Origin of the sequence: Limimaricola variabilis (assembly GCF_014195545.1) — a bacterium.
Classification (GTDB): Bacteria; Pseudomonadota; Alphaproteobacteria; order Rhodobacterales; family Rhodobacteraceae; genus Limimaricola; species Limimaricola variabilis.
Map to the genome: position 1 here is coordinate 1 of NZ_JACIBX010000003.1, position 23,654 is coordinate 23,654.

General features: G+C 64.8%; 23 protein-coding genes, 2 tRNA genes and 1 pseudogene. 12 read left to right on the forward strand and 14 right to left on the reverse strand.

All coding sequences use genetic code 11. From position 1 onward, the window contains the following. Window positions 1-628: 628 nt before the first annotated feature. The 3 genes and pseudogenes from FHS00_RS05680 to FHS00_RS05690 form a co-directional block, all read right to left on the reverse strand. Window positions 629-1,354 (reverse strand): annotated as a pseudogene (locus FHS00_RS05680) (IS5 family transposase). 359 nt (window positions 1,355-1,713) lie between these two features. Beyond that, window positions 1,714-2,148: a trypco2 family protein gene (locus FHS00_RS05685; protein WP_183470740.1), complete on the reverse strand. Its 435-nt coding sequence runs from the start codon at window positions 2,146-2,148 to the stop codon at window positions 1,714-1,716. Between the two features lie 10 nt (window positions 2,149-2,158). Continuing rightward, complete coding sequence (locus tag FHS00_RS05690; RefSeq protein WP_183470741.1) at window positions 2,159-2,671, reverse strand: hypothetical protein; 513 nt, start codon at window positions 2,669-2,671, stop codon at window positions 2,159-2,161. A 698-nt stretch (window positions 2,672-3,369) separates the two neighbouring features. On the opposite strand from FHS00_RS05690, the gene FHS00_RS05695 reads away from it, so the two are divergent. Then, window positions 3,370-3,972, forward strand: coding sequence for a hypothetical protein (locus tag FHS00_RS05695; protein WP_183470742.1), 603 nt, complete (start codon window positions 3,370-3,372; stop codon window positions 3,970-3,972). 98 nt (window positions 3,973-4,070) lie between these two features. On the opposite strand, the gene FHS00_RS05700 is transcribed toward FHS00_RS05695, so the two are convergent. From FHS00_RS05700 to FHS00_RS05710, 3 genes are all read right to left on the reverse strand, one after another. Next, complete coding sequence (locus FHS00_RS05700; protein WP_183470743.1) at window positions 4,071-5,447, reverse strand: DUF6538 domain-containing protein; 1,377 nt, start codon at window positions 5,445-5,447, stop codon at window positions 4,071-4,073. A gap of 89 nt (window positions 5,448-5,536) precedes the next feature. Then, window positions 5,537-5,626: transfer RNA gene (locus FHS00_RS05705), tRNA-Ser, on the reverse strand. Between the two features lie 74 nt (window positions 5,627-5,700). Then, window positions 5,701-6,588, reverse strand: a complete 888-nt coding sequence (locus tag FHS00_RS05710; RefSeq protein WP_183470744.1) for a metallophosphoesterase — start codon at window positions 6,586-6,588, stop codon at window positions 5,701-5,703. 90 nt (window positions 6,589-6,678) lie between these two features. Here FHS00_RS05710 and FHS00_RS05715 point away from each other — a divergent pair, with 90 nt between their 5' ends. Both FHS00_RS05715 and FHS00_RS05720 read left to right on the forward strand, forming a co-directional pair. Continuing rightward, complete coding sequence (locus tag FHS00_RS05715) at window positions 6,679-7,911, forward strand: putative DNA modification/repair radical SAM protein (RefSeq protein WP_183470746.1); 1,233 nt, start codon at window positions 6,679-6,681, stop codon at window positions 7,909-7,911. A 12-nt stretch (window positions 7,912-7,923) separates the two neighbouring features. Beyond that, a complete protein-coding gene (locus tag FHS00_RS05720) occupies window positions 7,924-9,372 on the forward strand; it encodes a UdgX family uracil-DNA binding protein (RefSeq protein WP_183470748.1) in 1,449 nt (482 codons plus the stop codon). On the opposite strand, the gene FHS00_RS05725 is transcribed toward FHS00_RS05720, so the two are convergent. Both FHS00_RS05725 and ychF read right to left on the reverse strand, forming a co-directional pair. Next, a complete protein-coding gene (locus FHS00_RS05725; RefSeq protein WP_183470750.1) occupies window positions 9,369-9,827 on the reverse strand; it encodes a GNAT family N-acetyltransferase in 459 nt (152 codons plus the stop codon). The two genes, FHS00_RS05720 and FHS00_RS05725, sit on opposite strands and share 4 nt — an antisense overlap. Before the next feature lie 90 nt (window positions 9,828-9,917). Further along, window positions 9,918-11,015 (reverse strand): redox-regulated ATPase YchF, encoded by a 1,098-nt coding sequence (gene ychF, locus FHS00_RS05730; RefSeq protein ID WP_183470752.1) that lies wholly within the window; start codon window positions 11,013-11,015, stop codon window positions 9,918-9,920. Between the two features lie 121 nt (window positions 11,016-11,136). On the opposite strand from ychF, the gene FHS00_RS05735 reads away from it, so the two are divergent. From FHS00_RS05735 to FHS00_RS05745, 3 genes are all read left to right on the forward strand, one after another. Further along, window positions 11,137-11,562, forward strand: coding sequence for a VOC family protein (locus FHS00_RS05735; RefSeq protein WP_183470754.1), 426 nt, complete (start codon window positions 11,137-11,139; stop codon window positions 11,560-11,562). 64 nt (window positions 11,563-11,626) lie between these two features. After that, window positions 11,627-12,418, forward strand: coding sequence for a tryptophan synthase subunit alpha (gene trpA, locus FHS00_RS05740; RefSeq protein WP_183470756.1), 792 nt, complete (start codon window positions 11,627-11,629; stop codon window positions 12,416-12,418). A 113-nt stretch (window positions 12,419-12,531) separates the two neighbouring features. Continuing rightward, complete coding sequence (locus FHS00_RS05745) at window positions 12,532-13,740, forward strand: alpha-hydroxy acid oxidase (RefSeq protein WP_183470758.1); 1,209 nt, start codon at window positions 12,532-12,534, stop codon at window positions 13,738-13,740. A 55-nt stretch (window positions 13,741-13,795) separates the two neighbouring features. On the opposite strand, the gene FHS00_RS05750 is transcribed toward FHS00_RS05745, so the two are convergent. Continuing rightward, window positions 13,796-13,869, reverse strand: a tRNA-Gly gene (locus tag FHS00_RS05750). Window positions 13,870-13,913: 44 nt separating this feature from the next. Beyond that, complete coding sequence (locus FHS00_RS05755) at window positions 13,914-14,576, reverse strand: SOS response-associated peptidase (RefSeq protein WP_183470760.1); 663 nt, start codon at window positions 14,574-14,576, stop codon at window positions 13,914-13,916. 151 nt (window positions 14,577-14,727) lie between these two features. On the opposite strand from FHS00_RS05755, the gene FHS00_RS05760 reads away from it, so the two are divergent. Continuing rightward, window positions 14,728-15,165 (forward strand): DUF488 domain-containing protein, encoded by a 438-nt coding sequence (locus tag FHS00_RS05760; protein ID WP_183470762.1) that lies wholly within the window; start codon window positions 14,728-14,730, stop codon window positions 15,163-15,165. A 139-nt stretch (window positions 15,166-15,304) separates the two neighbouring features. Here the strand turns inward: FHS00_RS05760 and FHS00_RS05765 are convergent, their stop codons facing one another. Further along, a complete protein-coding gene (locus tag FHS00_RS05765) occupies window positions 15,305-16,867 on the reverse strand; it encodes a bifunctional metallophosphatase/5'-nucleotidase (RefSeq protein WP_183470764.1) in 1,563 nt (520 codons plus the stop codon). A gap of 149 nt (window positions 16,868-17,016) precedes the next feature. On the opposite strand from FHS00_RS05765, the gene FHS00_RS05770 reads away from it, so the two are divergent. Further along, window positions 17,017-17,355, forward strand: coding sequence for a DUF952 domain-containing protein (locus FHS00_RS05770; protein WP_183471196.1), 339 nt, complete (start codon window positions 17,017-17,019; stop codon window positions 17,353-17,355). Continuing rightward, window positions 17,352-18,401: a quinone-dependent dihydroorotate dehydrogenase gene (locus FHS00_RS05775; protein WP_183470766.1), complete on the forward strand. Its 1,050-nt coding sequence runs from the start codon at window positions 17,352-17,354 to the stop codon at window positions 18,399-18,401. Before FHS00_RS05770 ends, FHS00_RS05775 begins: the two co-directional genes overlap by 4 nt. Here the strand turns inward: FHS00_RS05775 and FHS00_RS05780 are convergent. From FHS00_RS05780 to FHS00_RS05790, 3 genes are read right to left on the reverse strand one after another with little or no spacing between them, the layout of a single operon-like run. Beyond that, window positions 18,398-19,726 carry an MATE family efflux transporter gene (locus FHS00_RS05780; RefSeq protein WP_183470768.1) on the reverse strand — a complete coding sequence of 443 codons (1,329 nt, stop codon included), beginning with the start codon at window positions 19,724-19,726 and terminating at the stop codon, window positions 18,398-18,400. The two genes, FHS00_RS05775 and FHS00_RS05780, sit on opposite strands and share 4 nt — an antisense overlap. Further along, a complete protein-coding gene (locus FHS00_RS05785) occupies window positions 19,719-20,225 on the reverse strand; it encodes a PaaI family thioesterase (protein ID WP_183470770.1) in 507 nt (168 codons plus the stop codon). The genes FHS00_RS05780 and FHS00_RS05785 overlap by 8 nt, the downstream gene beginning before the upstream one ends. After that, the gene (locus tag FHS00_RS05790) at window positions 20,222-20,665 is read right to left on the reverse strand and encodes a PaaI family thioesterase (protein ID WP_183470772.1); all 444 of its coding nucleotides are present in this window, start codon (window positions 20,663-20,665) and stop codon (window positions 20,222-20,224) included. The genes FHS00_RS05785 and FHS00_RS05790 overlap by 4 nt, the downstream gene beginning before the upstream one ends. 119 nt (window positions 20,666-20,784) lie before the next feature. Between FHS00_RS05790 and FHS00_RS05795 the strand changes: the two genes are divergently transcribed. From FHS00_RS05795 to FHS00_RS05805, 3 genes are all read left to right on the forward strand, one after another. After that, on the forward strand, window positions 20,785-21,159 hold the full coding sequence (locus FHS00_RS05795) for a MerR family transcriptional regulator (protein WP_183470774.1): 375 nt from the start codon (window positions 20,785-20,787) through the stop codon (window positions 21,157-21,159). 200 nt (window positions 21,160-21,359) lie between these two features. Continuing rightward, window positions 21,360-21,758: a MerR family transcriptional regulator gene (locus tag FHS00_RS05800; protein WP_183470776.1), complete on the forward strand. Its 399-nt coding sequence runs from the start codon at window positions 21,360-21,362 to the stop codon at window positions 21,756-21,758. A gap of 111 nt (window positions 21,759-21,869) precedes the next feature. Beyond that, a complete protein-coding gene (locus tag FHS00_RS05805) occupies window positions 21,870-23,648 on the forward strand; it encodes an acyl-CoA dehydrogenase C-terminal domain-containing protein (RefSeq protein WP_183470778.1) in 1,779 nt (592 codons plus the stop codon). The last annotated feature ends 6 nt before the right edge of the window (window positions 23,649-23,654 follow it).

Below are 23,654 nucleotides of genomic sequence, written 5' to 3' on the forward strand. Positions count from 1 at the left end.
CCGTGACTTTTTGGAAAGAAGGGCTGCAGCCGGGCCATCTGCTCGGTCGTCAGCCAGAAAAGGTTGCTCATTGATCATGCTCCTCGGGGAGCCTGAATCACGCAGCCTCATCAAGATCAATGGGTCCTGAGCCTAGCCCGACTAGCAAATCTCCCCTTCGTTCAATGTTTGGCCTCCAATAAATCTCCTGCATCATAGGCGCCTAAGTCGCGCTAGAGGTGCCATAGGCTTAGCCAACTACGTCAATTTTCCTAGGCATCGCCGTTGGCGTTGCTCGCTCAGTTGTTGCTCTGAGCAATGCCTGAGCGAACGATTGCGACATCGTCCTGGAGGACAAACATGACGACGGTATCGTCCACATCGTCGAGATCTTTTCAGCCATATGCGAGGCGCTTCGCCGAAAAAACTTGTCATGCAAAGGCTAGAGGCGCCATTAGCACCATGGTCGGCAGAGTACACGTATCCCCCCCCTATTTTCACGCCCTGGTTGCCCTGCCGAGTGTAGAGAGAACCTTTTTTCCGGTAACCTCAACAAGGGCTCACAGCCTTAAGGATACCTGTGCTCAATCTGCACCTGTATTCTCAGGAGGACGAACAACGCATCTTCAGGCTGCAGACTCATTGAGTTTCAGAGCCGGAAGATGACGCTTGCTGCGAGAGCGACGGCGGACAGGAACGCTTCGGGACATCTATCGTAGCAAGTGGCGACGCGTCTCCAGTCCTTGAGCCTGCCGAACATGATCTCGATGCGGTGCGGCGTTTGTATCGACGCTTGTCGTATTTCAACGATCAGTCGCCGGACTTCCGGCCCGGGATGCAGGACTTGATACCTTTGTCATTCAGGGCTTCGCGAAACCAGTTGGCGTCATAGCCCCAATCGGCGAGCAGCCAGTGAGCTTCGGGCAAGCTCCTCATCAGCGCTGCAGCGCCGGTATAGTCGCTCACTTAACCTGTGCGGCCATGAAGGGTTTTGGCGGCGACCGTGTGCCTCTCTGACAGCATGTAGCTTAGTGTTCATGCCACCCTTGGTCCGCCCGATTAGTCTTCCACGCCCCCACCTTTTTGACCGCAGGCTCGATGCCGTGCGGTATGCCTTGAGATAGGTGGCGTCGATCATGACCGTGCTTGGATCCGCTGCCTCGGCAGCCAATCCTTCAAAGATCCGGGCGAACACACCCATCTCACTCCAGCGCTTCCAGTGGTTATAGAGTGTCTTCGAGGGGCCGTATTCAGTAGGCGCATCACACCATCGCAAGTCATTGCGATTGATGAATATTATTCCACTCAGAACCCGTCGATCGTCGACCCTCGGCCTGCCATGGCTCCTTGAAAAGAATGGCCGAAGTCGGCTCATCTAATCTTCAGTCAGCCAGAACAGATCGGTCATCACGCCTCCATCAGCTCCGGAGGGTGAATCATGCAGCCAATGCAACCGCAAGCAAATCAATGGGTCCTGAGCTTAGGGGTACCCTCGACACCGCAGACGGCAATGCGCGCACGTGACGCCCCTCTTACTGCACATATGCCGTAGGTATACGAAACGGAATACGGACCAGCAAAGCCAACAAATAACACACTGATTATGTTATCAATTTTTTGGGCTAGTGGCGGAGACGAAGGGATTGCCCGCCGACCAATATCTTCCTTTCAATTTCAATCACTTACAATGAGCGGAATGTCGCCTATACTCGCCTGTATAATGTCCTTTCTGCCTCAGGGAAGATCGTATCCCGCGTGGCGCTTCGCCATTTCTCGGTTGAAACGCTCGTCTTCTTCTCGGCTGCGGCCGAGGTTCTGCCCTTCTTCAGCGGTGGGACTTAGCGCAAGGGGAATGGTGAAGCGTACTCGACTCACAGCCTCTGAGGTAACCGACTTCGAGCCGCCGCCGCCGATCTCGACACTTGCAATCCTGATCCCTGCCTTCCCCTCCCCCTGCTTAGTACTTCCCACCGTCAATGCGACGTCGAACTCGACCTTCTCCACATAACGGAAATGGTAATCTTCTCTTCCTACGACGAATAACTGTTCACCGGTGGAGTTGGTGGGCGGATTCACCAATACGCCTTTACCCGCGTACCGCTCTTGCAGCTCCGCTGTTGCATCTGCAATCGCGCTGACTGTCTCGGTTACGAATTCCTTCAGGTCCACTGCTGCTTTCCTACTCCAGTATGGCTTTCCAGAAAGCCGCGTGTTCCTCGCCCACGCTTTCGATCATCTGTTCGCGAGCGTAGCGGTCATTCTTTTCCAGAGCGATCAGGAACTTCTGAATCAACTGCTGGTGCGTGCTGCGAATGCGTTCGTTCATCGACACTCTGTCCCCGGTCAGGAGGCTATTGGATGACCAGAGGAGAGTATGGGTTAGGGTCCCGATCTCCCGGCCCTCCCTGACGAACGAGGATGCCGTTGCGGCCCATACGCTCAGCTCCACATTTACTGCACAGTGGTAATCGCCGGTCTCGTGTCCTAGCGCGGAAACAAAGACGCTGGGGTGGAAGCCATCCTCTTCTTCGAGCGTAGCACCACTGCGGATCAGTTCTAGCTCCACCACATCCTTGGAACTCTCCGCTGACGTCCAGCATCCATTCCTGACCTGATCGTCAATGGCAGTGTTGAAGGTCATCGCGTTCGCCGCATGCACCCAGCGAGCATCAACAAATGCGGCACCATCCATGCGCTGTGCGATAGCACCGCCTGCCCCGCCCACGGCGCAAGATACGACCAGAGCGAGGCCTGGCCACGTACTCTGCCGCGGCAGAATCCGGGCCTTTAGTCCGAGGAGCTTTCTCAGCAAAGCGCCTACCTCCCTGAGGGTGAGATCAGATCAATTGGTACATCGCAGGGTTGGGTTCAGTCCAGCCAGACCTGAGTTACGATCTTCGCTCAGCACGAGGATCGTTAAGTGCCGGGGGAGGCGAGTGCCACTCCCCCGGGGGTATGGGATGGCGTGTACAGCCTCGCCCCAAGCAGCGAGGACAACACTGTCAACCAACTGATATGTAGGCAGAAAACCGCCGCTCCGTTTGACGCGCAGTACGTTTGGTGGTATGCTTTGGAAGTGTGTCAGGACCGGCTCCTGCACACATCTCTCAACACCATCGCTATGCTTTCGCGGCCCATGACCCCAGCCGTTCTGGTTGCAGCGCGGCCCGCTGACCACGGAATCCGCAACCAGGCAAACCCCGCACGAGGCAGTTCCCGGCACTCTGCCGTACCAAAATGTGCAGCGGGCATACGGAGAGCTAAGCGAACCGGGCCTGACCCGGCCAGCCGTGCAGCTCTGGCCCTGACCTGTTCCAAGGTCGGGGTCTGGGGCTATCGACATTCACCTCAAACCAGCCCGGATGAGGAGGCGGGCTTCGGAGAAAGACATTGCCTACTGACTCCCGTACCGCCGAACAATTCGCCCGTGACAAAGCCAAAGGAGACGAAGTCGAACTCGACTTCATGCATGCGGTTGCCCGCCTAGGAGGCTCGGCCCTCAAGATCGGCCACGCCCCTGTAGTTCGCCACTACCAGCCACGGGGGACGATGCTGACGCCGGACGGCACCGATGTGGCCTACTACATCGCACCTGACATCGCCTTCACCGTCCCGGGACAGCCCACCATGCTCGCACAGGTCAAGGCGAAGAAGCTGGAGGGAAGCCTCGCTCGCAATGACACCTTCTTCTACCTCGACGAACGCCAGCTCCACCTGCTGAACCGGGCTGCCGCCTTCTTCCCGGCCGTTCTCCTGGTCGTGTACTGCGAAACCCTTGCCCACCTGCCGGGATACTCCCCTTTCAGCTATGTGAACGCGGAGGACCTGCGGGAGAAGCGTACCGAACTGAGGAAACGGAAGGTATCCGGCAAGCCGACGTTCCTCCTCCCGCTGGAGCTGTTCAGGCCGATTGCTCACCTCCTTGAGGAGCCGGTACTCCCCCCTGCTTCTCTTGTCTTTTCCGGTACATCTCCCCGACCGGTGCTGCATTGACCTCGTGAGCCGCACTACGTGCTTCTCCTCGCTACCCCCTCTTGGCCCCTGTTCTGTCAACATCAGCGGCTGAGAGGGGGTAGTAGGTTTACAGAGCGTCAAGCGACCTTCAGCTGCTTGTCCGTCTTTCCATTAAGGAACGAGAGGTCGAGCGTTTCTACCCACTTGGCCTTAACTGCGAGCGACGGCCCCGATCCGTATCGGCTCCCCTGCCCAGCGCCTGAGTGGCCCATGAGGAAGTTCTGTACCTCCTCCGGTACTCCCGCCTCACGCAGCGCGTCCTTGTAGGTGTGTCGGAGACTGTGGACTGTAAGGCGGCTATCAGTCTGGTCGTCTCGAACCTTCCTGATGTACTTCATCAGCGCCTTCGATGCGGCGTTCTGTGCCTTTCCATCGGCATCCCGCCGATAGGTGAACAGGCGACCAACCCCACGAGGCGGAAGGCGGAGAGCAGACGGCACAGGTACCTGCCTTGCTGCCGTCTCGTTCTTGACCACCTTGTGCATGCGCTGGAGGTCGAAGTACCGAATACCCCCCTCGTCACGGATGTCCTGCCACTCCAGTAAGGCGACCTCGTCCAGGCGCATCCCAGTGGCTGCGAGGATCGACAAGCAAAGGCGGTCTTGTGGCTTCATATCGAGGGCGAACAGCCGCTGCAGTTGCGAGGGCCGGAAGGGTATCCGCCTGGTGCTACTGGCCCCCTTCCCCCGCAGGCTGACCCCCTCGAAGGGGTTGCGGTCGATCCACCCGCGATCCAACGCAAATGCGAAGACTTGGCGAACGAAGGTTACATCCCGCTGCAGTGTGTTGTGGGCCAAGCGCTGGGCGAGTTCATCCACGAACGACAAAGCTAAAGGCCTGTCGACCTGACTGATCGGCAGGTCACCTGCAAAAGCGATGAATTTCTGCACTGCTCGCTCATGATCTTGCCGTGTCTTCTGCCTGCCAAATTTGCGATTAGCGATCAGTTCTTCCGATACGCTCGAAACGCAGCGCGTAGACCGGGGGCCACTGGCCTTCCTCCGCTCGAGTTCATCCCTGTAGTCGTAATACAGCTGCTCTGCTTTATCCCGCATCTGGCCAAGGAGGATGTAGTCCTCCGGCCCCTCTAGCCCGAAGGGGTCAACGTGCATGAAGTTGTAATATAGCGCCTCGATCCGCCACTCGGAGCGAGAGAAGCTTTCCGGCTCCCAGTCCTCCGAACTCCAGCTCGGTTCTCCCGGTAGATACTGAGAGAGAGCATTCGCCGCATTGGTAAGGGGATCATGTAACCGCTCCGCCCTGCGAAACTCTTCGAATATCTCTCCGGCTTTCCCATGAAGCCGCCGCTCTGCCTCTCCACGGTCGGAAGTGCCTGTACTTCGCCGTAGCTGCTTCTTGCCCTTGAACGCTTCGCGCAGGTGCGGGGGAATGGTGGCCTGTACATACCACTTGCCCTTAACCCGAACGAGTGAGGCCTTGGGGTAGGTCTGCATCACAGTAATGTCCCGAGTAATGTCCCTCCTAATGCCCGCGAGCATAGGAAAGCACATATTCCTTGGGCAACAGTGACTTACAGGGGAAGTGGCGGAGACGAAGGGATTCGAACCCTCGAGACGGTTTCCCGCCTGCACCCTTAGCAGGGGTGTGCCTTCGACCACTCGGCCACGTCTCCGCCGGTGTGTCTATGCGGCGGGCCGGGTGAAAACAAGGGCGAAATCCGGGGCATCGAAGAAATCTGCCGCGCCGTCAGGCGCAGACCAGATGCGCCTCGCGCAGCACCGCTTCGCCACGCCAGCGGTAGAGACAAGGCGTGTCGGGATGATCGAGACAGGCGACGTTGTCCTCCTCGAGACGCGGCGGGCCCTGCATCTTGTAATGGCCGCACAGCACCGGCGGCGCCCCGGCGGGATAGAAGGCCAGATTCGGTCTCTCGGGCAAGGGCGCGTCCGGAAGCTCGCCCGGATTGGGGACCGAGAGCGCGGCCTCGCGCCACGTTGTGGCCGCATGGCGCCACCAAGCGAGGCGCACCCTGCGGCGGTGATCGCCGTGGCTGTCGCTGAACCCCCTGCCCTCCGGCACGGTCAGCTCCGGCCCGGTCACCAGCATGTGCACGGCGCGGCCGAAGCGGGTCGAGCGGGCCGCGATTTCGGGGAGGTCTTCGACGCGCAGGCGGCCATCCGGGCGACGCGCGGCCACCGTCTCGATCGCCGGCGCGCTCCAGCAGGCATGGACGAGGCGTAGCCCCTCCAGTTCGCGCCAGAGCGGCAGCGTCAGGAACCATTCGGTCCAGCCCAGCGCCTCCGGCGTCATGATCCCGAAATCCGCCACGAAGCTGCGATGCCCGGCCATGTTGCGCGGCGTGTGGCGGCGTAGCGCCGCGCCGTCGACGCCGAGACGGTGAAACAGGATGGCGTTGAGTTCGTGGTTGCCCATCACCGCCACGGCCCGACCGGAGTAGACCAAGTCCCGCACGCGCTCCAGCACGGCGCGGTCCGAGACCGCGGCCTGCCCAGACAGCGCGTCGATGAAATCGCCCAGAAAGGCGATCCGTGCCCCAGCGTCTACCGCAGCGAGGCTGCGCTCGAGGCGGCCGGGATCGGCATGAAGGTCGGGGATCACGTCGAAAGCGGTCATGCGCCCGGACCTAGCGGATCTGCGCTAGCGGACAACCTGTCGCAGGCCACGCGCCTTGTCGGAACGGGGGTGGAACATTAGCTGAACGCCATGACAGCGCAAAGCCTCGAGCGTAAGCTCGCCATCCTCTCGGACGCCGCTCGTTACGACGCTTCCTGCGCGTCGTCGGGGACGTCGAAGCGTAACTCCAAGGACGGGAAGGGTCTCGGTTCAACCGAAGGCTCGGGCATCTGCCATGCCTATGCGCCTGACGGGCGCTGCATCAGCCTGCTCAAGATCCTGATGACGAACTTCTGCATCTTCGACTGCGCCTATTGCGTGAACCGGGTGTCATCCAACGTGGAGCGCGCGCGGTTCTCGGTCGACGAAGTCGTGAAGCTTACGCTCGAGTTTTACCGGCGCAACTACATCGAGGGGCTGTTCCTCTCCTCGGGCATCATCCAGAGCCCCGACAAGACGATGGAGGACATGGTCCGCATCGCCAAGAAGCTGCGGCTCGAAGAGAACTTCCGCGGCTACATCCACCTCAAGACCATCCCCGAGGCGAGCCAGGAACTGATCGAGGAGGCGGGGCTCTATGCCGATCGGGTCTCGATCAACGTCGAGATGCCGACCGATGCGAGCGTGACCCAATACGCCCCCGAGAAGAAGCCCGAGACCATTCGCAAGGCCATGGCCGGCGTCCGGCTGCGCAAGGAGGCGGCGAAGGATCGCAGCCATACCGGCAAGCGCCCTGCCCGCTTCGCACCGGCCGGCCAGTCGACGCAGATGATCATCGGCGCCGACGGCTCGAACGACGCGACGATCCTCGGGCAGTCGACCCGGCTCTATTCCTCCTATGGGCTGAAGCGGGTGTACTACTCCGCCTTCTCGCCTATCCCAGACGCCACCGCCAAGCTGCCGCTGATCAAGCCGCCGCTGCTACGCGAGCATCGGCTCTACCAGGCGGACTGGCTGATGCGGTTCTACGGGTTCGACGCGACCGAGATCACCGCAGGGACGGACGGCAATCTCGATCTCGCCATCGACCCCAAGCTCTCCTGGGCGCTGCGCAACCGCCACGCTTTCCCGGTCGATCCGATGCGGGCCGATCGCGAGGCGCTGCTGCGGGTGCCCGGCTTCGGCACCAAGACGGTGAACAGGATCATCGCGGCTCGGCGCCATCGGCGACTGCGTTGGGACGACCTTGTGCGGATGGGCGCCAACATGAAGAACGCCCGCCCCTTCGTGACGCTGCTCGACTGGACGCCCGGGGCGCTGCTCGATGCGCCGGATCTCGCCGCGCGCTTCGCGCCGCAGCCGGAACAGCTCTCGCTGTTCTGACGTTTCGCGCCCATGCCCCACGTCGCCCTGCCTCGCATCGGAACCGACACGGCCTGGCGCGCGGCGGCGCGGGGGCTGATCGCGCGCCGCGTCCCGCCCGCGGAGGTGACCTGGAGCCGTGGCGCGGCGGCGGATGATCTCTTCGCCCAGCCGACGGAGGAGATCGCGCCAACCCGCTCCACGCTCAAGGTGCCGCGCGATTTCGTGTCACTGGCGGGATCGGTGGTCTGGCACCGGGACCCCGAACGCTTTGCCCGGCTCTACGCGATGCTGTGGCGGCTGAGGTCGGAGAAGGGGCTGATGGAAGATCGCGGCGACGCCGATCTCGCCAAACTGCGCTCCATGGAAAAGGCCGTGCATCGCGACCGGCACAAGATGACCGCCTTCGTGCGGTTTCGCGAGATCGGCGCACGCGATCTGCCCCGCCGCCGCTTTGCCGCCTGGTTCGAGCCGACGCATTTCACGCTCGAGCCGACCGCGCCGTTCTTCGCGCGGCGCTTCGCGGACATGGACTGGATGATCGCCACGCCGGACTTGACGGCGCTGTTCGAGGAGGGGCGGCTCGACTTCGCCGAAGGCCAGCCCAAATCGGATATTCCGGACGATGCGACGGAGGAACTCTGGGGCACCTATTTCCGCAACATCTTCAACCCCGCCCGGCTCAAGGTCGGGGCGATGATGTCGGAGATGCCCAAGAAATACTGGAAGAACCTGCCCGAGGCGCGGCACATCCCCGAGATGATCGCGACGGCGGGCGCACGGGCCGAGGCGATGCAGGCCGCCGCACCCACCCTGCCGCCCCTGCGTGCGGCCAAGATCATGGAGCGGCTCTCTGCGCCGAGCGTTCTGCGGCCGATGGCCGATGATCTCGATCAGCTTCGTACGGAAGAGAATGCCTGCACCCGATGTCCGCTCTACGAGAACGCGACCCAGGCGGTGCCGGGCGAGGGTCCGCACGATGCCGAGCTGATGGTCGTGGGCGAGCAGCCCGGCGACCAGGAGGATCTGGCAGGTCGGCCCTTCGTCGGACCCGCGGGCCAGCTTTTCGACCGGCTGGCTAAGGAAGCGGGGATCGACCGGTCGCGCGCCTTCGTCACCAATGCGGTGAAGCACTTCAAGTTCACGCCGCGCGGCAAGCGACGGATCCACCAGAACCCCAACACCGGCGAGATCAAGGCCTGCCGGGTTTGGGTCCAGTCGGAGATCGAGATCGTGAAGCCCCGGCTGATCCTGTCGATGGGCGGCACGGCGGCCGAGAGCCTGACCGGCTCGCGCAAGGGGATCCTGTCACGGCGCGGCACCCTGGAGGCCACGGAGAACGGCGTGCCGGTCTTCCTGACGGTCCACCCCTCATACCTGCTGCGACTGCCCGACCCGGCGCTGCGCGACGAGGAAACCGACAAGTTCCGCGCCGACCTGAAATCGGCCCAAGCCCATCTCGAAGAGCTGCGCGCCTCCTAGTCGAGATCGAGCCGCATCGTCGCCATGCCGTCGCGTTGGCTCAGCTCTTCGTATCCGGCAGAGAGGTAGAGGTTGCGGGCCGGGCCGTTGTCGGTCTCGACCTTGAGCGTGATCGACAGCGCCTCGAGTTCGCGCCCGGCCTGCTCGATCAGCCGCGCCATCTCGGCCCCGGCACCACCACGCGCCGCCTCTTCGAGAAATACGTAGGTGAGGTGCCGCACCTCCGGGCCGATGCCGACGCGCATTGCAAAGAAGCCGATCTCGCGCCCCTGCCCGTCCAGCACGTAGAAGGATTCGTCGTGCAAATCGCCCAGCCACTTCTCCTGCCATTCGAGCGGATCGAAGGGGTGGCCGGCGGACGGGTTGACCAGACGCAGATCGTTTTCGTCGGTCAGCAGGCGCGCAAGCGGGGCGAGGTCGCGCTCGCGATTGCGGCGGAGGGACAGGTTGGGCATCGGGCTTTTCCCTTTCTCGGCAGCGAAAAAGGGTCTGACTGCCCGATTCGGGGGGCGCGGCGCAACCGGTGCGCCGTGCCCCCGCGCAGGTCAGGTATTGAACAGGAAGTGCATCACGTCGCCGTCCTTGACGAGATATCCCTTGCCCTCGGCGCGCATCTTGCCCGCCTCCTTGGCCGCGCTCTCGCCGCCGAGGCTGACATAGTCGTCATAGGCGATGGTTTCGGCGCGGATGAAGCCGCGCTCGAAATCGCCATGGATGACGCCGGCCGCCTGCGGTGCCAGCGTGCCCTGCCGGATGGTCCAGGCGCGTGCCTCTTTGGGGCCCACGGTGAAGTAGGTCTCAAGATGCAGCAGCTCGTAGCCCGCGCGGATCAAGCGGTCGAGGCCGGCTTCCTCGAGGCCCATCTCCTCGAGGAACATCGCCTGTTCCTCGGCGTCGAGCTGGCTGATCTCCTCCTCGATGCGGGCAGAGATCACGACATGGGCGTTGCCCTCGGCGGCGGCCATCTCGGCCACCTGGGCGGAATGCTCGTTGCCGGAGGCGGCCGAGGCCTCCTCGACGTTGCAGACATAGAGCACCGGCTTGGCGGTGATCAGCTGCAGCATCTTCCAGGCCTTGGCGTCCTCGTCGGCCACCTCGACCATGCGGGCGGGCTTGCCATCCGAGAGCATCGCATGGGCGGCCTTGAGCAGCCGCTCCTGGTCGACGGCTTCCTTGTCGCCGCCGCGCACCTTGCGGGTGATGTTCTGAAGCCGCTTTTCGACCGACTCCAGATCGGCGAGCATCAGCTCGGTCTCGATAACCTGCGCGTCGGCGACCGGATCGACCCGGCCGTCGACATGCACGACATCGCCGTCTTCGAAGCAGCGCAGCACATGGGCGATCGCGTCGGTCTCGCGGATGTTGGCGAGGAACTGGTTGCCGAGGCCCTCGCCCTTGGACGCGCCCTTCACCAGACCGGCGATATCGACGAAGGTCATCCGGGTCGGGATGATCTGCTTCGACTTGGCGATCTCGGCCAGCTTGTCGAGCCGCGGATCGGGCACGGCCACGTCGCCGACATTCGGCTCGATCGTGCAGAACGGAAAGTTCGCGGCCTGGGCCGCAGCGGTGCGCGTCAGCGCGTTGAACAGGGTGGATTTGCCGACATTCGGCAGCCCCACGATCCCCATGCGAAAGCCCATGTCACGCCTCCTATCAGCACATCGCGGCGGTCCTATCCGCACGGGGGCCGCCGCGCAAGCCAAGCCTTGGTCCCGGCCCGGCCCGCATGCCATGCTCGGGGCCAGTGACAGGAGAGCTTTCATGACCCCGATTCCCTACCTCACCTTCCACGGCAACTGCCTCGAGGCGCTCGAGACCTATCGCCGGATCTTCGACGCGCCCGAGCCCAATGTGATGACCTTCGGCGAGGCGCCGCAGGACGTGCGCGACAGCATGCCCGAGACCAGCCCGCAGGCGGTGCTGCACGCGGCGCTGAAGATCGGCGATGGCTGGATCTACGGCTCGGACGACATCATGGGCGGCACGCCGCGCATGGCCGGCTGCTCGGTGACGGTGGACCTGCCCGACGCGGCACGCGCCCGCGCCGTCTTCGACGCGCTGGCCGATCATGGCGAGGTGCACATGGCCTTTTCGCCGACCTTCTGGTCGAAGGGGTTCGGCATGCTGACCGACCGCTACGGCATCCGCTGGATGATCGGCGTCGAGAGCGAGGGCACGATGGGCTGAGGCCCCATTGATTTCCGCCCCCCTTTGGCCCACACCGCGAAGGGATCGGCCAAGGGGGACGGGCATGACACGGATCGACGACACTTTCGCGCGGCTGAAATCCGAGGGGCGCAAGGCCTTCGTCGCCTATGTGATGGCCGGCGATCCGGATTTCGAGACCTCCAAGGAGATCGTGCGCGGACTGCCCGGCGCGGGCGTGGACATCATCGAGCTGGGCCAGCCCTTCACCGACCCGATGGCCGATGGCGCGACGATCCAGCTCGCGGGCCAGCGCGCGCTGGCGCAGGGCATGACGCTCGACCGCACGCTCGACATCGCGCGCGACCTGCGCAAGACCGATACCACGACGCCGATCGTGCTGATGGGCTATTACAACCCGATCCATTCCCGCGGCGTGGCGAAGTTCCTCGAACAGGCCAACGAGGCCGGGATCGACGGGCTGATCGTCGTCGACCTGCCGCCCGAAGAGGATGCCGAACTGTGCATCCCGGCCCAGCAGGCGGGCCTCAACTTCATCCGCCTCGCGACGCCGACCACGGACGACGCGCGCCTCCCCAAGGTGCTGCAGAACACCACCGGCTTCGTCTATTACGTCTCGATCACCGGGATCACCGGCGCGGCCGAGGCGCAGGCCGACGCGGTGGCACCCGAAGTGGCCCGGATCAAGTCGAAGACCGACCTGCCGATCATCGTGGGCTTCGGCGTCAAGACGCCCGAGACCGCGAAGAACATCGCCGGAATCGCCGACGGCACCGTGGTCGGATCGGCCATCGTGAGCCAGATCGCCGAAGGCAAGCCCGTGCCCGAGATCCTCGCCTTCGTGAAGGCGCTGGCCGACGGCGCGCATTCCGCCTGATCCTTCGGCAAGTGCCGGAAATGACGACCAGACGGCGCCCCGTGGGGCGCCGTTTTCGTTGCGGCGCAGCGTGACCACTGGTAAATCATCCTGACCAATCGGGGGAGGGAACCATGCCAGTCATCACCTGCATCGAGGATCTGAAACGCCTGCATAAACGCCGGGCGCCGAAGATGTTCTTCGACTACGCCGAATCCGGCAGCTGGACCGAGCAGACCTTTCGCGAGAACACCACGGATTTCGAGAAGATCCGGCTGCGCCAGAAGGTGGCGGTGGACATGTCCGACCGCTCCACCGTGGGCCGGATGCTGGACCAGAAGGTGGCCATGCCGGTGGCGCTCGCCCCCGTGGGCATGACCGGCATGCAGAACGCCGACGGCGAGATCAAGGCGGCCCGCGCGGCCGAGAAATTCGGCGTGCCCTTCACCCTCTCGACCATGTCGATCTGTTCGATCGAGGACGTGGCCGAGCACACCTCCGCCCCCTTCTGGTTCCAGCTTTACGTGATGCGCGACGAGGATTTCGTCGACCGGATCATCGAGCGGGCCAAGCGCGCCGGCTGCTCGGCGCTGGTTCTCACGCTCGACCTGCAGCTCTTGGGTCAGCGGCACAAGGATCTTAAGAACGGCCTTTCCGCCCCGCCCAAGCTGACCCCGGCCACGATGCTCGACCTGTCGACCAAGTGGACATGGGGGCTGGAGATGCTGCGCACCAAGCGGCGCTTCTTCGGCAACATCGTCGGTCACGCCTCGGACGTGGAGGACACGCGCTCCCTGATGAAGTGGACCGCCGAGCAGTTCGACCTCAAGCTCGACTGGGAGAAGGTCCGCAAGATCGCCCAGAAGTGGGACGGCAAGCTGATCCTCAAGGGCATCCTCGACGCCGGCGACGCGCGCAAGGCGGTCGAATGCGGGGCCGACGCCATCGTCGTGTCGAACCATGGTGGCCGGCAGCTCGACGGCGCGCTCTCCTCGATCCGCATCCTCCCTTCCATCGTGCGCGAGGTGAAGGGCGAGACGGAGATCTGGCTCGACAGCGGCATCCGCTCGGGACAGGACGTCCTCAAGGCGCTGGCGCTTGGCGCCGACGCCACGATGATCGGCCGGGCCTGGCTCTATGGTCTCGGTGCGATGGGCGAAAAGGGCGTGACGACCGCGCTCGAGGTGATCCGCAAGGAGCTCGACCTCACCATGGCGCTGTGCGGCGAGCGCGACGTGGCCGATCTCGGCCCGCATAACCTGCTGGTGCCGCGCGACTTCGAAGGCGAGTGGCAGGAGAGCGGCCCGCGTGCCTCCGACCGGACGACATCGGTCCCCGCGTGACGCCATGCGGGGCGGCGCGTCCGCCCCGTATCGTCCGTCTCGGTCTGGTGGGGATTGGAGCGGGCGGCGGGAATCGAACCCGCACGTTCAGCTTGGAAGGCTGACAGGCTACCACTACATCACGCCCGCTTCGGGGCCTTGATAGCGGCTCGCGCGGGAGGCTTCAAGACGGCCTAGACGTCAATCGGTTCGATCAGTTCCGGGCCGCTGGCCCGGTTCGAATTGACCTTCGGATCGACCCGGTGAAAGGCCAGCACCTCGGGGTTGGCCTTCATCAGCACCGCCGCGCCATGCCCCGCCTCGCCGAGCCAGAGCCGCCAGTCGGCGGGCTCCAGGATCACCGGCATCCGGCTGTGAATGTCGCACATCGCGCCCGCCGCGGCCGTGGTGACCACGGCGCAGGTGACGAAGCCCTCCCCGTCCCGCTCCCAGTCCTGCCAGACCCCGGCAAAGGCCAGCGGGTCGCCATCCTCGCGATGAATAAGCCAGGGCAGCTTGTTGCCCGCCTTATCGACCGTCCATTCATAGAAACCCGAGGCCGGAATCAGGCAGCGACGTTTGCGGACCGCCGCGCGAAAGGCGGGCTTCTCGGCCACCGTCTCCGCGCGGGCGTTGATCAGCAGCGGGCCGTCATTCGGCTTCTTGTACCAATGCGGGATGAAGCCCCAGCGCATCGGGCGCAGGCGGCGATTGCCCTCATGGGCGGTGACCGTGTGCACCTGCACCGTCGGGCAGACGTTGTAGTTCGGCACCTCCGGCAGGTCGTTGGCCGGGGTCGCCTCGAACATCTGGGCCATCGCGTCATGGGGCAGCGTGATCGCCATGCGTCCGCACATCTTGCTTCTCCTTTGAGATCAATCTGGCAGATGCGCCTGGAAAGGAAAGGGACGACCGCCCGCGTCCGCCTCTCGAAAGGGAAGAAGAACGGCTGCCAATCGGGTCCATGGCGCGGTACCCTTCGACAGTGAACGGCACGACGGAGGACACATGGACCGGGTTCTCTCCACCATCGGCTACGAATCCGCGACGCTGCCCGAAGTGATCGCGAAGCTGAAATCGGCAGGCGTCACGGTCGTGATCGACGTGCGCGCGGTGGCCGCATCGCGACGGGCCGGGTTCTCGAAAACCATGCTGCGCGCCTCCCTCGAGGCCGAGGGCATCGGCTACGAGCATCTGCGCAGCCTCGGCACCCCCAAGCCCGGGCGCGAGGCGGCACGCAAGGGACGCATTGCCGAGATGGAGGCGATCTTCGCCGAGCACATGAAAACGCCCGAGGCGCAGGACGGGCTCGCCCTCGCCAAAACCATCGCCCGCGAGCGCCACGCGGCGCTGCTGTGTTTCGAAGCCTGTGCTGCAGGGTGCCACCGCCGGATCGTGGCGAAGCTGATCCGCGAGGAGACGGGTCTGCAGGTTCGGGATCTCTGAACAGGATCGATCCCTCGGAAACGAGTGATGGGAGCCATCGCCCAGGAAACCGCTATCGGCTGCATCTGGTCGCGTGCCGCTGACATGAAAAACGCGCGCCGGTCGCCCGGCGCGCGTTCGAATAACCCAAAAGCGGGCCTTATTTCATCGTGATGCGGCCATCGGTGTAGGGCTTGTAGTCGCCCTGCGCCGCCATGTACTCGGCCGTCACATCGGCAAGGTCGGGGCCGAAGTCATAGGCGTTCTCGGCATCGACGAACATCGCATAGCCGTCACCGCCATTGCGGACGTAGTTGTTCGACACCACGCCGTAGGTTGCCTCCGGATCCAGCGCCTCGCCATCGATCATCACGTCAGACACGCGACTGCCCGGCTCGGCGGCGGGATCGACGGCAAAGGTCATGCCGGCGACCTGCGGGAAGCGGCCGGCGCCCTCTTCGATCTGGCCGACGCCGTTCTCGAGCGCCTCCTTCAGCACCGCACCCGACACCTGGAAGGTCGAGAGCGTGTTCTGGAACGGCAGCACGGTCAGCACCTCGCCCATCGTCACCTCGCCCTCGTCGATCGAGGCGCGCAGGCCGCCCGAGTTGGCGATGGCGATCTGGATGCCCTGATCCTTCACGCGGTCGAGCATCGCGTCCGCCACGAGGTTGCCCATCTCGCATTCCTGCGCGCGGCAGACGTCGCGGTTGCCCTCGATCGGCGCGGTGGTGTTGGCGACGACGCGATTACGGATCTCGTCGAGCGGCTTGGCCAGTTCCGAGACGCGGTCGAGCGCCTCCTGGTCCTCGACCACCTTGCCGTCGATCAGCACCGGCTCGCCCGAGGCTTCGGTGATCACGCCCTCGTCGTCGAAGGTCACGTTCAGCTCGCCCAGGAACTTGCCATAGGCATAGGCCTGTACGATCGCGGTATCGCCGACCATCACCGGATAGACGTCGACCGCGCCTTCCTGTTCGTTCGACAGCAGCGTGTTGGAGTGGCCGCCGACGATCACGTCGACGCCGGTGGTGCCTTCGGCCACGCGCTTGTCGGTTTCGAAGCCCGAATGGCTGAGCACGACGATCTTGTTGACGCCTTCCTCGGTCAGGCGGTCGACCTCGGCCTGCACCGCATCGACCGGATCGGTGAAGATCACGTTGGGACCGGGGCTCGCCAGCTCGTCGGTGTCCTGCGGGGTGAGGCCGATGAGGCCGATCTTCTCGCCGCCGCGCTCGATCACGGTGCTCTTCTGGATCGCATCGGCGAGCTTCGCCTCGCCCGAAACGTCGGCGTTCGACATCAGCACCGGGAATTCGACATTGTCGATGAAGGCACGCAGCACCTCGGGGCCATCGTCGAATTCGTGGTTGCCCACGGTCATCGCGTCATAGCCGAGCCGGTTCATGAACTCGGCGGTCATCTCGCCCTTGTAATAGGTGTAGAACAGCGTGCCTTGGAACTGGTCGCCGCCATCGACGAGCAGCATGTTGTCACCGGCCCGCCCACGCGCCTCCTGGACGGCGGTGATCAGCCGCGCGATGCCGCCAAAGCACTCGCCCGCCTCGTTGTCCTCGGGTGCGCAGGTCGAATCATAAGCCGAGATCGGCTCGTAACGGTCGTGGAAATCGTTGGTATGAAGGATGGTCAGCGAGTATTCGGCCTGCGCCGCGCCGGCGGCCAGTGCGACCGCTGCGGTTGTGCCGAAGAGTCCGAGTTTCATCTTGGAGCGTCCCTGTCGGTTTCGTTGTGGCCCGAGCCTGCGCCAGCCTGCGCGTCCCTGTCAAAGCCGCTCTTGCCCTGCCCTAGCGGCATGACGGACGCATGACGGCGATGCTTGACGTCGCGGCGGGCTGCGGCCATGCAGCGCGCATGCTGATCTTCAAGATATTCCGCGCCCCCGAATGGGCCGATCTGGACCTCGCGGGCGAGACACGCGGCGCGCCGGTCGACCTCGCCGATGGCTACATCCATTTCTCCACCGCCGCGCAGGCGCCCGAGACCGCCGCGAAGCATTTCGCGGGCGAGGACGGGCTGGTGCTCGCCGCCATCGAGGCGGACGATCTGGGCGACGCCCTGCGCTGGGAGCCGTCGCGCGGCGGGCAGCTCTTTCCGCATCTCTACCGTCCGTTGAAGCGGTCCGAGGTGGTCTGGTCGAAGAAGCTTCCGCTCGCAGGCGGGCGTCACGAGTTTCCGGAGGACATGGCATGAGCGCGCTGGAAAAGATCGGCCTCGCGGCGCTGCACCGGATTGATCCCGAGACCGGGCATGGGCTGGCGCTCAAGGCGCTGAAGGCCGGCCTCGGCCCCAAGGGCGGGCCGGTGACGAGCGCGCGGCTTGCAACCCGCGTGGCAGGGATCGACCTGCCCAACCCGGTCGGGCTGGCCGCGGGCTTCGACAAGAACGCCGTCGCTCTTGATGCGCTGTCGAAGACCGGCTTCGGCTTCATCGAGGTCGGCGCCGCAACGCCACGCCCGCAGGAGGGTAACCCGCGTCCGCGGCTGTGGCGGCTGAGCGCCGACCGCGCCGCGATCAACCGCTTCGGCTTCAACAACGAAGGCATGGAGGCCATCGCCGGACGGTTGGAGCGTCGGCCGCGTGGTGTCATCGGCCTCAATCTCGGCGCCAACAAGGACAGCGAGGATCGGGCAGCCGATTTCGCGACGGTGCTGAAACGCTGCGGCCCGCATCTCGACTTCGCCACCGTCAACGTCTCCTCGCCCAACACCGAGAAGCTGCGGGACCTGCAGGGCCGCGCCGCGCTTTCGGCGCTGCTCGCCGGGGTGATGACGGCCAATGCCGGGCTTTCGCGGCCCCTGCCCGTCTTTCTCAAGATCGCCCCCGACCTTTCGGAGGCCGAGATCGAGGACGTGGCGCGGGTGGCCGAAGAGACGGGCGTGTCGGCCATCGTCGCGACCAACACCACCCTGTCGCGAGAGGGGCTGAGCGATCCCCAGAAGGACAACATGGGCGGTATGTCGGGCCAGCCGCTGTTCGAGAAATCGACGCGGGTGCTGGCGCGTCTGTCCTCGCTCACCGATCTGCCGCTGATCGGCGTCGGTGGCGTCGGCTCGGCCGAGCAGGCCTATCAGAAGATCCGCGCTGGCGCCTCGGCCGTGCAACTCTACACCGCGCTGGTCTATGGCGGCGTCAGCCTCGCGGGCGAGATCGCGCGCGGGCTCGACCGGCTGTTGGAGCGCGACGGCTTCGCCAACGTCTCAGAGGCCGTCGGCACCGGCCGGGCCGACTGGCTCTAGGCGGCGGCGCGTTCGAGAGCGGGATAGCGCGCGGCCAATGTCGCGCCGCGCGCCACGTAGCTCACCAGCATCGCGGCCCAAAGGCCGTGATTGCCGAAGGCCGCTGTGAGCGGAACGGCGGCGGCGAAGTAGATCGCCGCCGACAACACCATCATGTTGCGCATGTCGCGGCTGCGGGTGGCGCCGATGAAGATCCCGTCGAGCATCCAGGGGATCAGCCCGAACAGCGGCGTCGCCACCATCCAGGGCAGGAAGTCGCGCGCCGCCGCCCGCACCTCGGGCGCGGTGGTCATGGTGTCGATGATGGTGGGTCCGAAGATCGCGAACCCCGCCGCCAGACCGAGGCTGACCACGCCTCCCTGAATCGAGGGCAGGATCGCCGCGCGCCTGAGCCTCAGCGCCGCGCGCGCGCCCATTGCCTGCCCCACCAGCGCCTCGGCCGCAAAGGCGAACCCGTCGAGCGCGAAGGCGGTGATGTTCAGAAACTGCAGCAGCACCTGGTTCGCGGCGAGAGGCACGTCACCGAAGGACGCGCCCCAGAACAGGAAGCTGATGATGATCGATTGCAGCAGCACCGAGCGGATCAGGATGTCGGTGTTCACCGCCGCCATGTGTCGCAGCCGGGCCGCGTCGAACACCCGCGCCCGGTCGCACCATGCGGTGTTGCGAAAGGCGTCGCGACACAGCCAGAGGCCCAGAGCGAGACCCGACCATTCGGCCAGGAAGGTGGCCGTGGCGACGCCTGGCACGCCCCAGCCCAGCCCCAGCACGAACCACAGGTCGAGCGCGATGTTGACGCCGTTCATCCACAGCTGCAGCACCAGCACCGCGCTGGTCCGCTCCTGTGCGATCAGCCAGCCGGTGAGGCCGTAGATCGCGATCGCAGCCGGGGCCGACCACACCCGGATCGCGAGGTAGTCGCGCGCCAATGTCTCGACCTCGGCACTGGCGGGCGCGAGGGTGAAGGACAGGGCGAAGATCGGCGCCTGCAGCAGGATGATCCCGGCCCCCGCGGCAAAGGCGATGAGCAGCGCGCGGCTCAGCAGCGCCGCGACCTCCGCCCCCTCGCCCCGGCCCAGCGCCTGCGCGGCGAGCCCGGTCGTGCCCATGCGCAGGAAGCCGAAGATCCAGTAGATCGCCGAGAGGACCACCGCGCCGATGCCGACCGCGCCGATTGGGGCAGCGGCGCCCATCTGACCCACCACACCGGTGTCGACTGCGCCGAGGATCGGCACCGTTGCGTTGGACAGAACGATCGGCAGCGCGATCTTCAGCACGCGCCGATGGGTCAGCGGCCGGTCCGGCGGCGCCGCGACCTCAGCCATCCAGCCCCGGCATCAGGAAATGCCCGGTCGCCTGCGCGAAGAGCCGCGAGCGGTTGTCCTGCCACGCCTCGACATGGACGCTGGCATAGCGACGGCCGGATCGGTTGATCCGGGCCCGTGCATAGGCGTCACGCGGCAAGCCCGAGCGCAGGTAATCGACGGTGAAATCGATCGTGCGCGGCCAGTTCGGCCGGGCCTCGGCCTCGGCCTGCGCCTCGGGCGTGCCCGCTTCGATCAGCCCCCACATCCGGGTCCAGGCCAGCTCGACGATGGCGGTGGTCTCGAGAAACGCCGCCGTCGCGCCGCCATGCAGTGCCGGGAGCATCGGGTTGCCGATCAACCGATCGGCATAGGGCAGCACGGCGGTCAGCTCGTCGCCATGCCGCTCGAAGCGAATGCCGAGAAATGCGATGTAGGGAATGCCGTCGACTAGGCGCTGCAAGGCGCCGTCACGGCGGGTCTTGATCACCTGCACCGGCTCGGGACGGGGGCGGCTCATGGCTTCGCCTTTCGGGCTTCGAGGGTGAAGGCGCCTGTCGCGGTGGCGACGGGGCGCGCCTCGTCGCTGTCGCAGGCCACGGCCCGCACGAAGGCGACCGAGCGGGTCACGTGCCAGCATTCGGCCCGCGCCGTGATCGTCTCGCCCGGCGTCGCCGGACGCATGTAATCGATCCGCAGGTCGAGCGTGGCCGTGCTGACCGGGGCGGAGGGGTGCGACATGACCGCCGCCCCCGCGCAGGTGTCCATCAAGGCCGAGACCGCGCCGCCGTGTATCACCCCGGTTTCGGGATCGCCCACGAGCCGGGCGTCATAAGGCATCGCGATCGCGGCATGGCCATCGGCCAAGGCCTTGAGGCGCAACCCGAGCGCCTGGGCATGCGGCAAGGCGTCGATGAAACTCTGCGCGCGCGCGAGGTCGGTATCGGGATCGGAGGTCATGTTCGCAGCTTGGCGATCCGAAGATGGGTCGCAAGCGTTATCTTCGCGGAACCTCAGTCTCAGCCGTGTTGTCGTCGCGGCATCGCAGGCCTAGAGTCTGCCTCGAAGGAGCGCAAAAAATGTCCGATACCCCCATGACTTTCAAGGAAATGTGCGAGCGCTTCGAGGTGACCCCCCGGACCTTGCGCTACTACGAATACATCGAGCTGCTCGCACCTCAGAAAGAGGGACGCGCCCGGTTCTATGGCCCGCGCGAAGTGGCGCGGATGACGTTGATCCTGCGCGGACGCCGCTTCGGCTTCAGCCTCGAGGAAATCCGGCAATTCCTGATGATCTACGAGACCGAAGGCACGCAGGCGCAGATGCGGACCTGGGTGGGCATGGCAGACCGCCAACTCGAGGTTCTGTCCGAGCAGCGGGCCGAACTCGACCGCACGATCGCCGATCTGCGCCGGCTTCGCGACGAATCTGCCAACTCTCTCGATGAAGAGTAAAATCTTGGCTCAACCATGGGGCGAGCGGTGATTTTTGACCAAGAGAACAAAATTTCTCCGGAAAGATAGGATTTTTCTTGACCTTTCGTCATCCCTGCTCTGACGTCGCGTCATGTTTACGTTCGCGTCACCTTTGCTTGTAAGGTCGATTCAGAGCCTGCAGGTGGAGCGTCTGACCGGACACCGAGGGTTCAAAAAAAATGACCGACCAGACCATGACCATCCGCCAGATGTGCGACAGCTTCGATGTGACGCCCCGCACATTGCGCTTCTATGAGGCAAAGGAGCTCCTGTTTCCCATTCGCGAGGGCACCAAGCGGCTCTTCACCCGGCGTGACCGGGCCCGGCTCAAGCTGATCCTGCGCGGCAAGCGCTTCGGCTTCAGCCTCGAAGAGATCCGTCAGCTGCTCGATCTCTACGAGACCGACGACCAGCAGGAGGTGCAGCTTGCGCGCACCTACGAGGTGGCCGAGCGGCATCTCAAGGAGATGCAGGAGCAGCGCGCCGCGCTCGACGAAGCGATCCGGGAACTGGAGTCGCAGATGCAATGGGGCGCGGAGCGGCTGAACCAGCTGCGCGCACGGGCGACGGCGGCCTGACCGCCCTCTCCTTCTGGTCGATGTGAGACAGGCGCGGTCCGGGACGGGGAGGCCCGGGACGCGCGCATCGGACCAGACCGGGCCATGGGCCCGCCGGAGGAGAGACAGGGAATGCCAAGCTACACCGCGCCGATCCGCGACATGCAATTCGTGCTGCACGAGACCTTGAAGGTCTCGGAGCAGGACATCCCCGGCTACGCGGATCTCGACGCCGACTTCACCGCAGCGATCCTCGAGGAGGCAGGCAAGCTTTCCTCGGGGGTCCTCGCGCCGCTGAACATGTTGGGCGACCACGAGGGCTGCCGGATCGAGAACGGTATGGTGCGCACGCCGAAGGGCTTCAAGGAGGCCTTCGACAAGATCCGCGACGGCGGCTGGACCGCCATCGACGTCGCCGAGGAATTCGGTGGCCAGGGCCTGCCCTATCTGATGCATACCGCCGCCAACGAGCCGATGGTCTCGGCCAACATGGCGCTCAACATGTATCAGGGCCTGACCCACGGCGCCTATACGGCGATCAAGATCCACGGCACCGACGAACAGAAGTCCCGCTGGCTGCCGAAGCTCGGCTCCTGCGAATGGACCGGCACGATGAACCTGACCGAACCGCATTGCGGCACGGATCTCGGCCTGATGCGCACCAAGGCGGTGCCGCAGGAGGACGGGACCTACCGGATCTCGGGCCAGAAGATCTTCATCTCGGCCGGTGAGCACGACATGGCCGAGAACATCGTCCACCTCGTGCTGGCCAAGATCCCCGGCGGACCCGAGGGCATCAAGGGCGTCTCGCTCTTCGTGGTGCCGAAGTTCCTCGTCAACGAGGACGGCTCGCTCGGCGCACGCAACGGCGTCGCCTGTGGCAACCTCGAAGAGAAGATGGGCATCCACGGCAACGCCACCTGCGTCATGAACTACGACGAGGCCGAGGGCTATCTTCTGGGCGAGGCGCATAAGGGCATGCGCGCCATGTTCACCATGATGAACGAGGCCCGTCTCGGCGTCGGCCTGCAGGGTTGGGCGCAGTCCGAGGTCGCCTACCAGAACGCCCTCGCCTACGCCAAGGACCGGCTGCAGGGCCGTGCCGTTACCGGCGCGAAGAACCCCGAGGGCCCGGCCGATCCGCTGATCGTGCATCCCGACATCCGCCGCTCGCTGATGGATCAGAAGAGCTTCAACGAGGCGGCGCGCGCCTTCACCTATTGGGGCGCGATGCTGATCGATCGCAGCCACAAGACCGGCGACGCGGAAGCCGAGGGGATGATCTCGCTCCTCACCCCGATCATCAAGGGCTTCCTGACAGATAAGGGCTTCGAGATGTGCGTGCAGGCGCAGCAGATCTTTGGCGGGCATGGCTACATCGAGGAATGGGGCATGTCGCAGTTCGTGCGCGACGCCCGGATCGCCATGATCTACGAGGGGGCCAACGGCGTGCAGGCGCTCGATCTCGTGGGCCGCAAGCTGGCCGCGCAGGGCGGCAAGCCGATGATGACCCTGATCGAGGAGATCAAGGTCTTCTGCAAGGAAAACGCCGAGGACGAGGCCTTCGCACGCGACTTCCTCGAGCCGCTCAAGGCCGCCTCGAAGGACATGCAGGCTGCGGCGATGTTCTTCATGCAGAACGGCATGAAGGATCCGAACGCCGCGCTCGCGGGCAGCACCGACTTCATGCATCTGATGGGCCATGTCTGCCTCGGCTGGACCTGGGCCCGGATGGCCCGCGCGGCGCAGGCCGGGCTGGACTCGGGCGCGGGCGACCGTGGTTTCTACGAGACCAAGCTCGCCACGGGGCGCTACTACATGGCGCGTCAGTTGCCGGCGACCAAGATGCATCTCGCCCGGATCCAGAGCGGCGCGGCGACGGTGATGGCGCTCGAGGCCGACGCTTTCTGATGGACG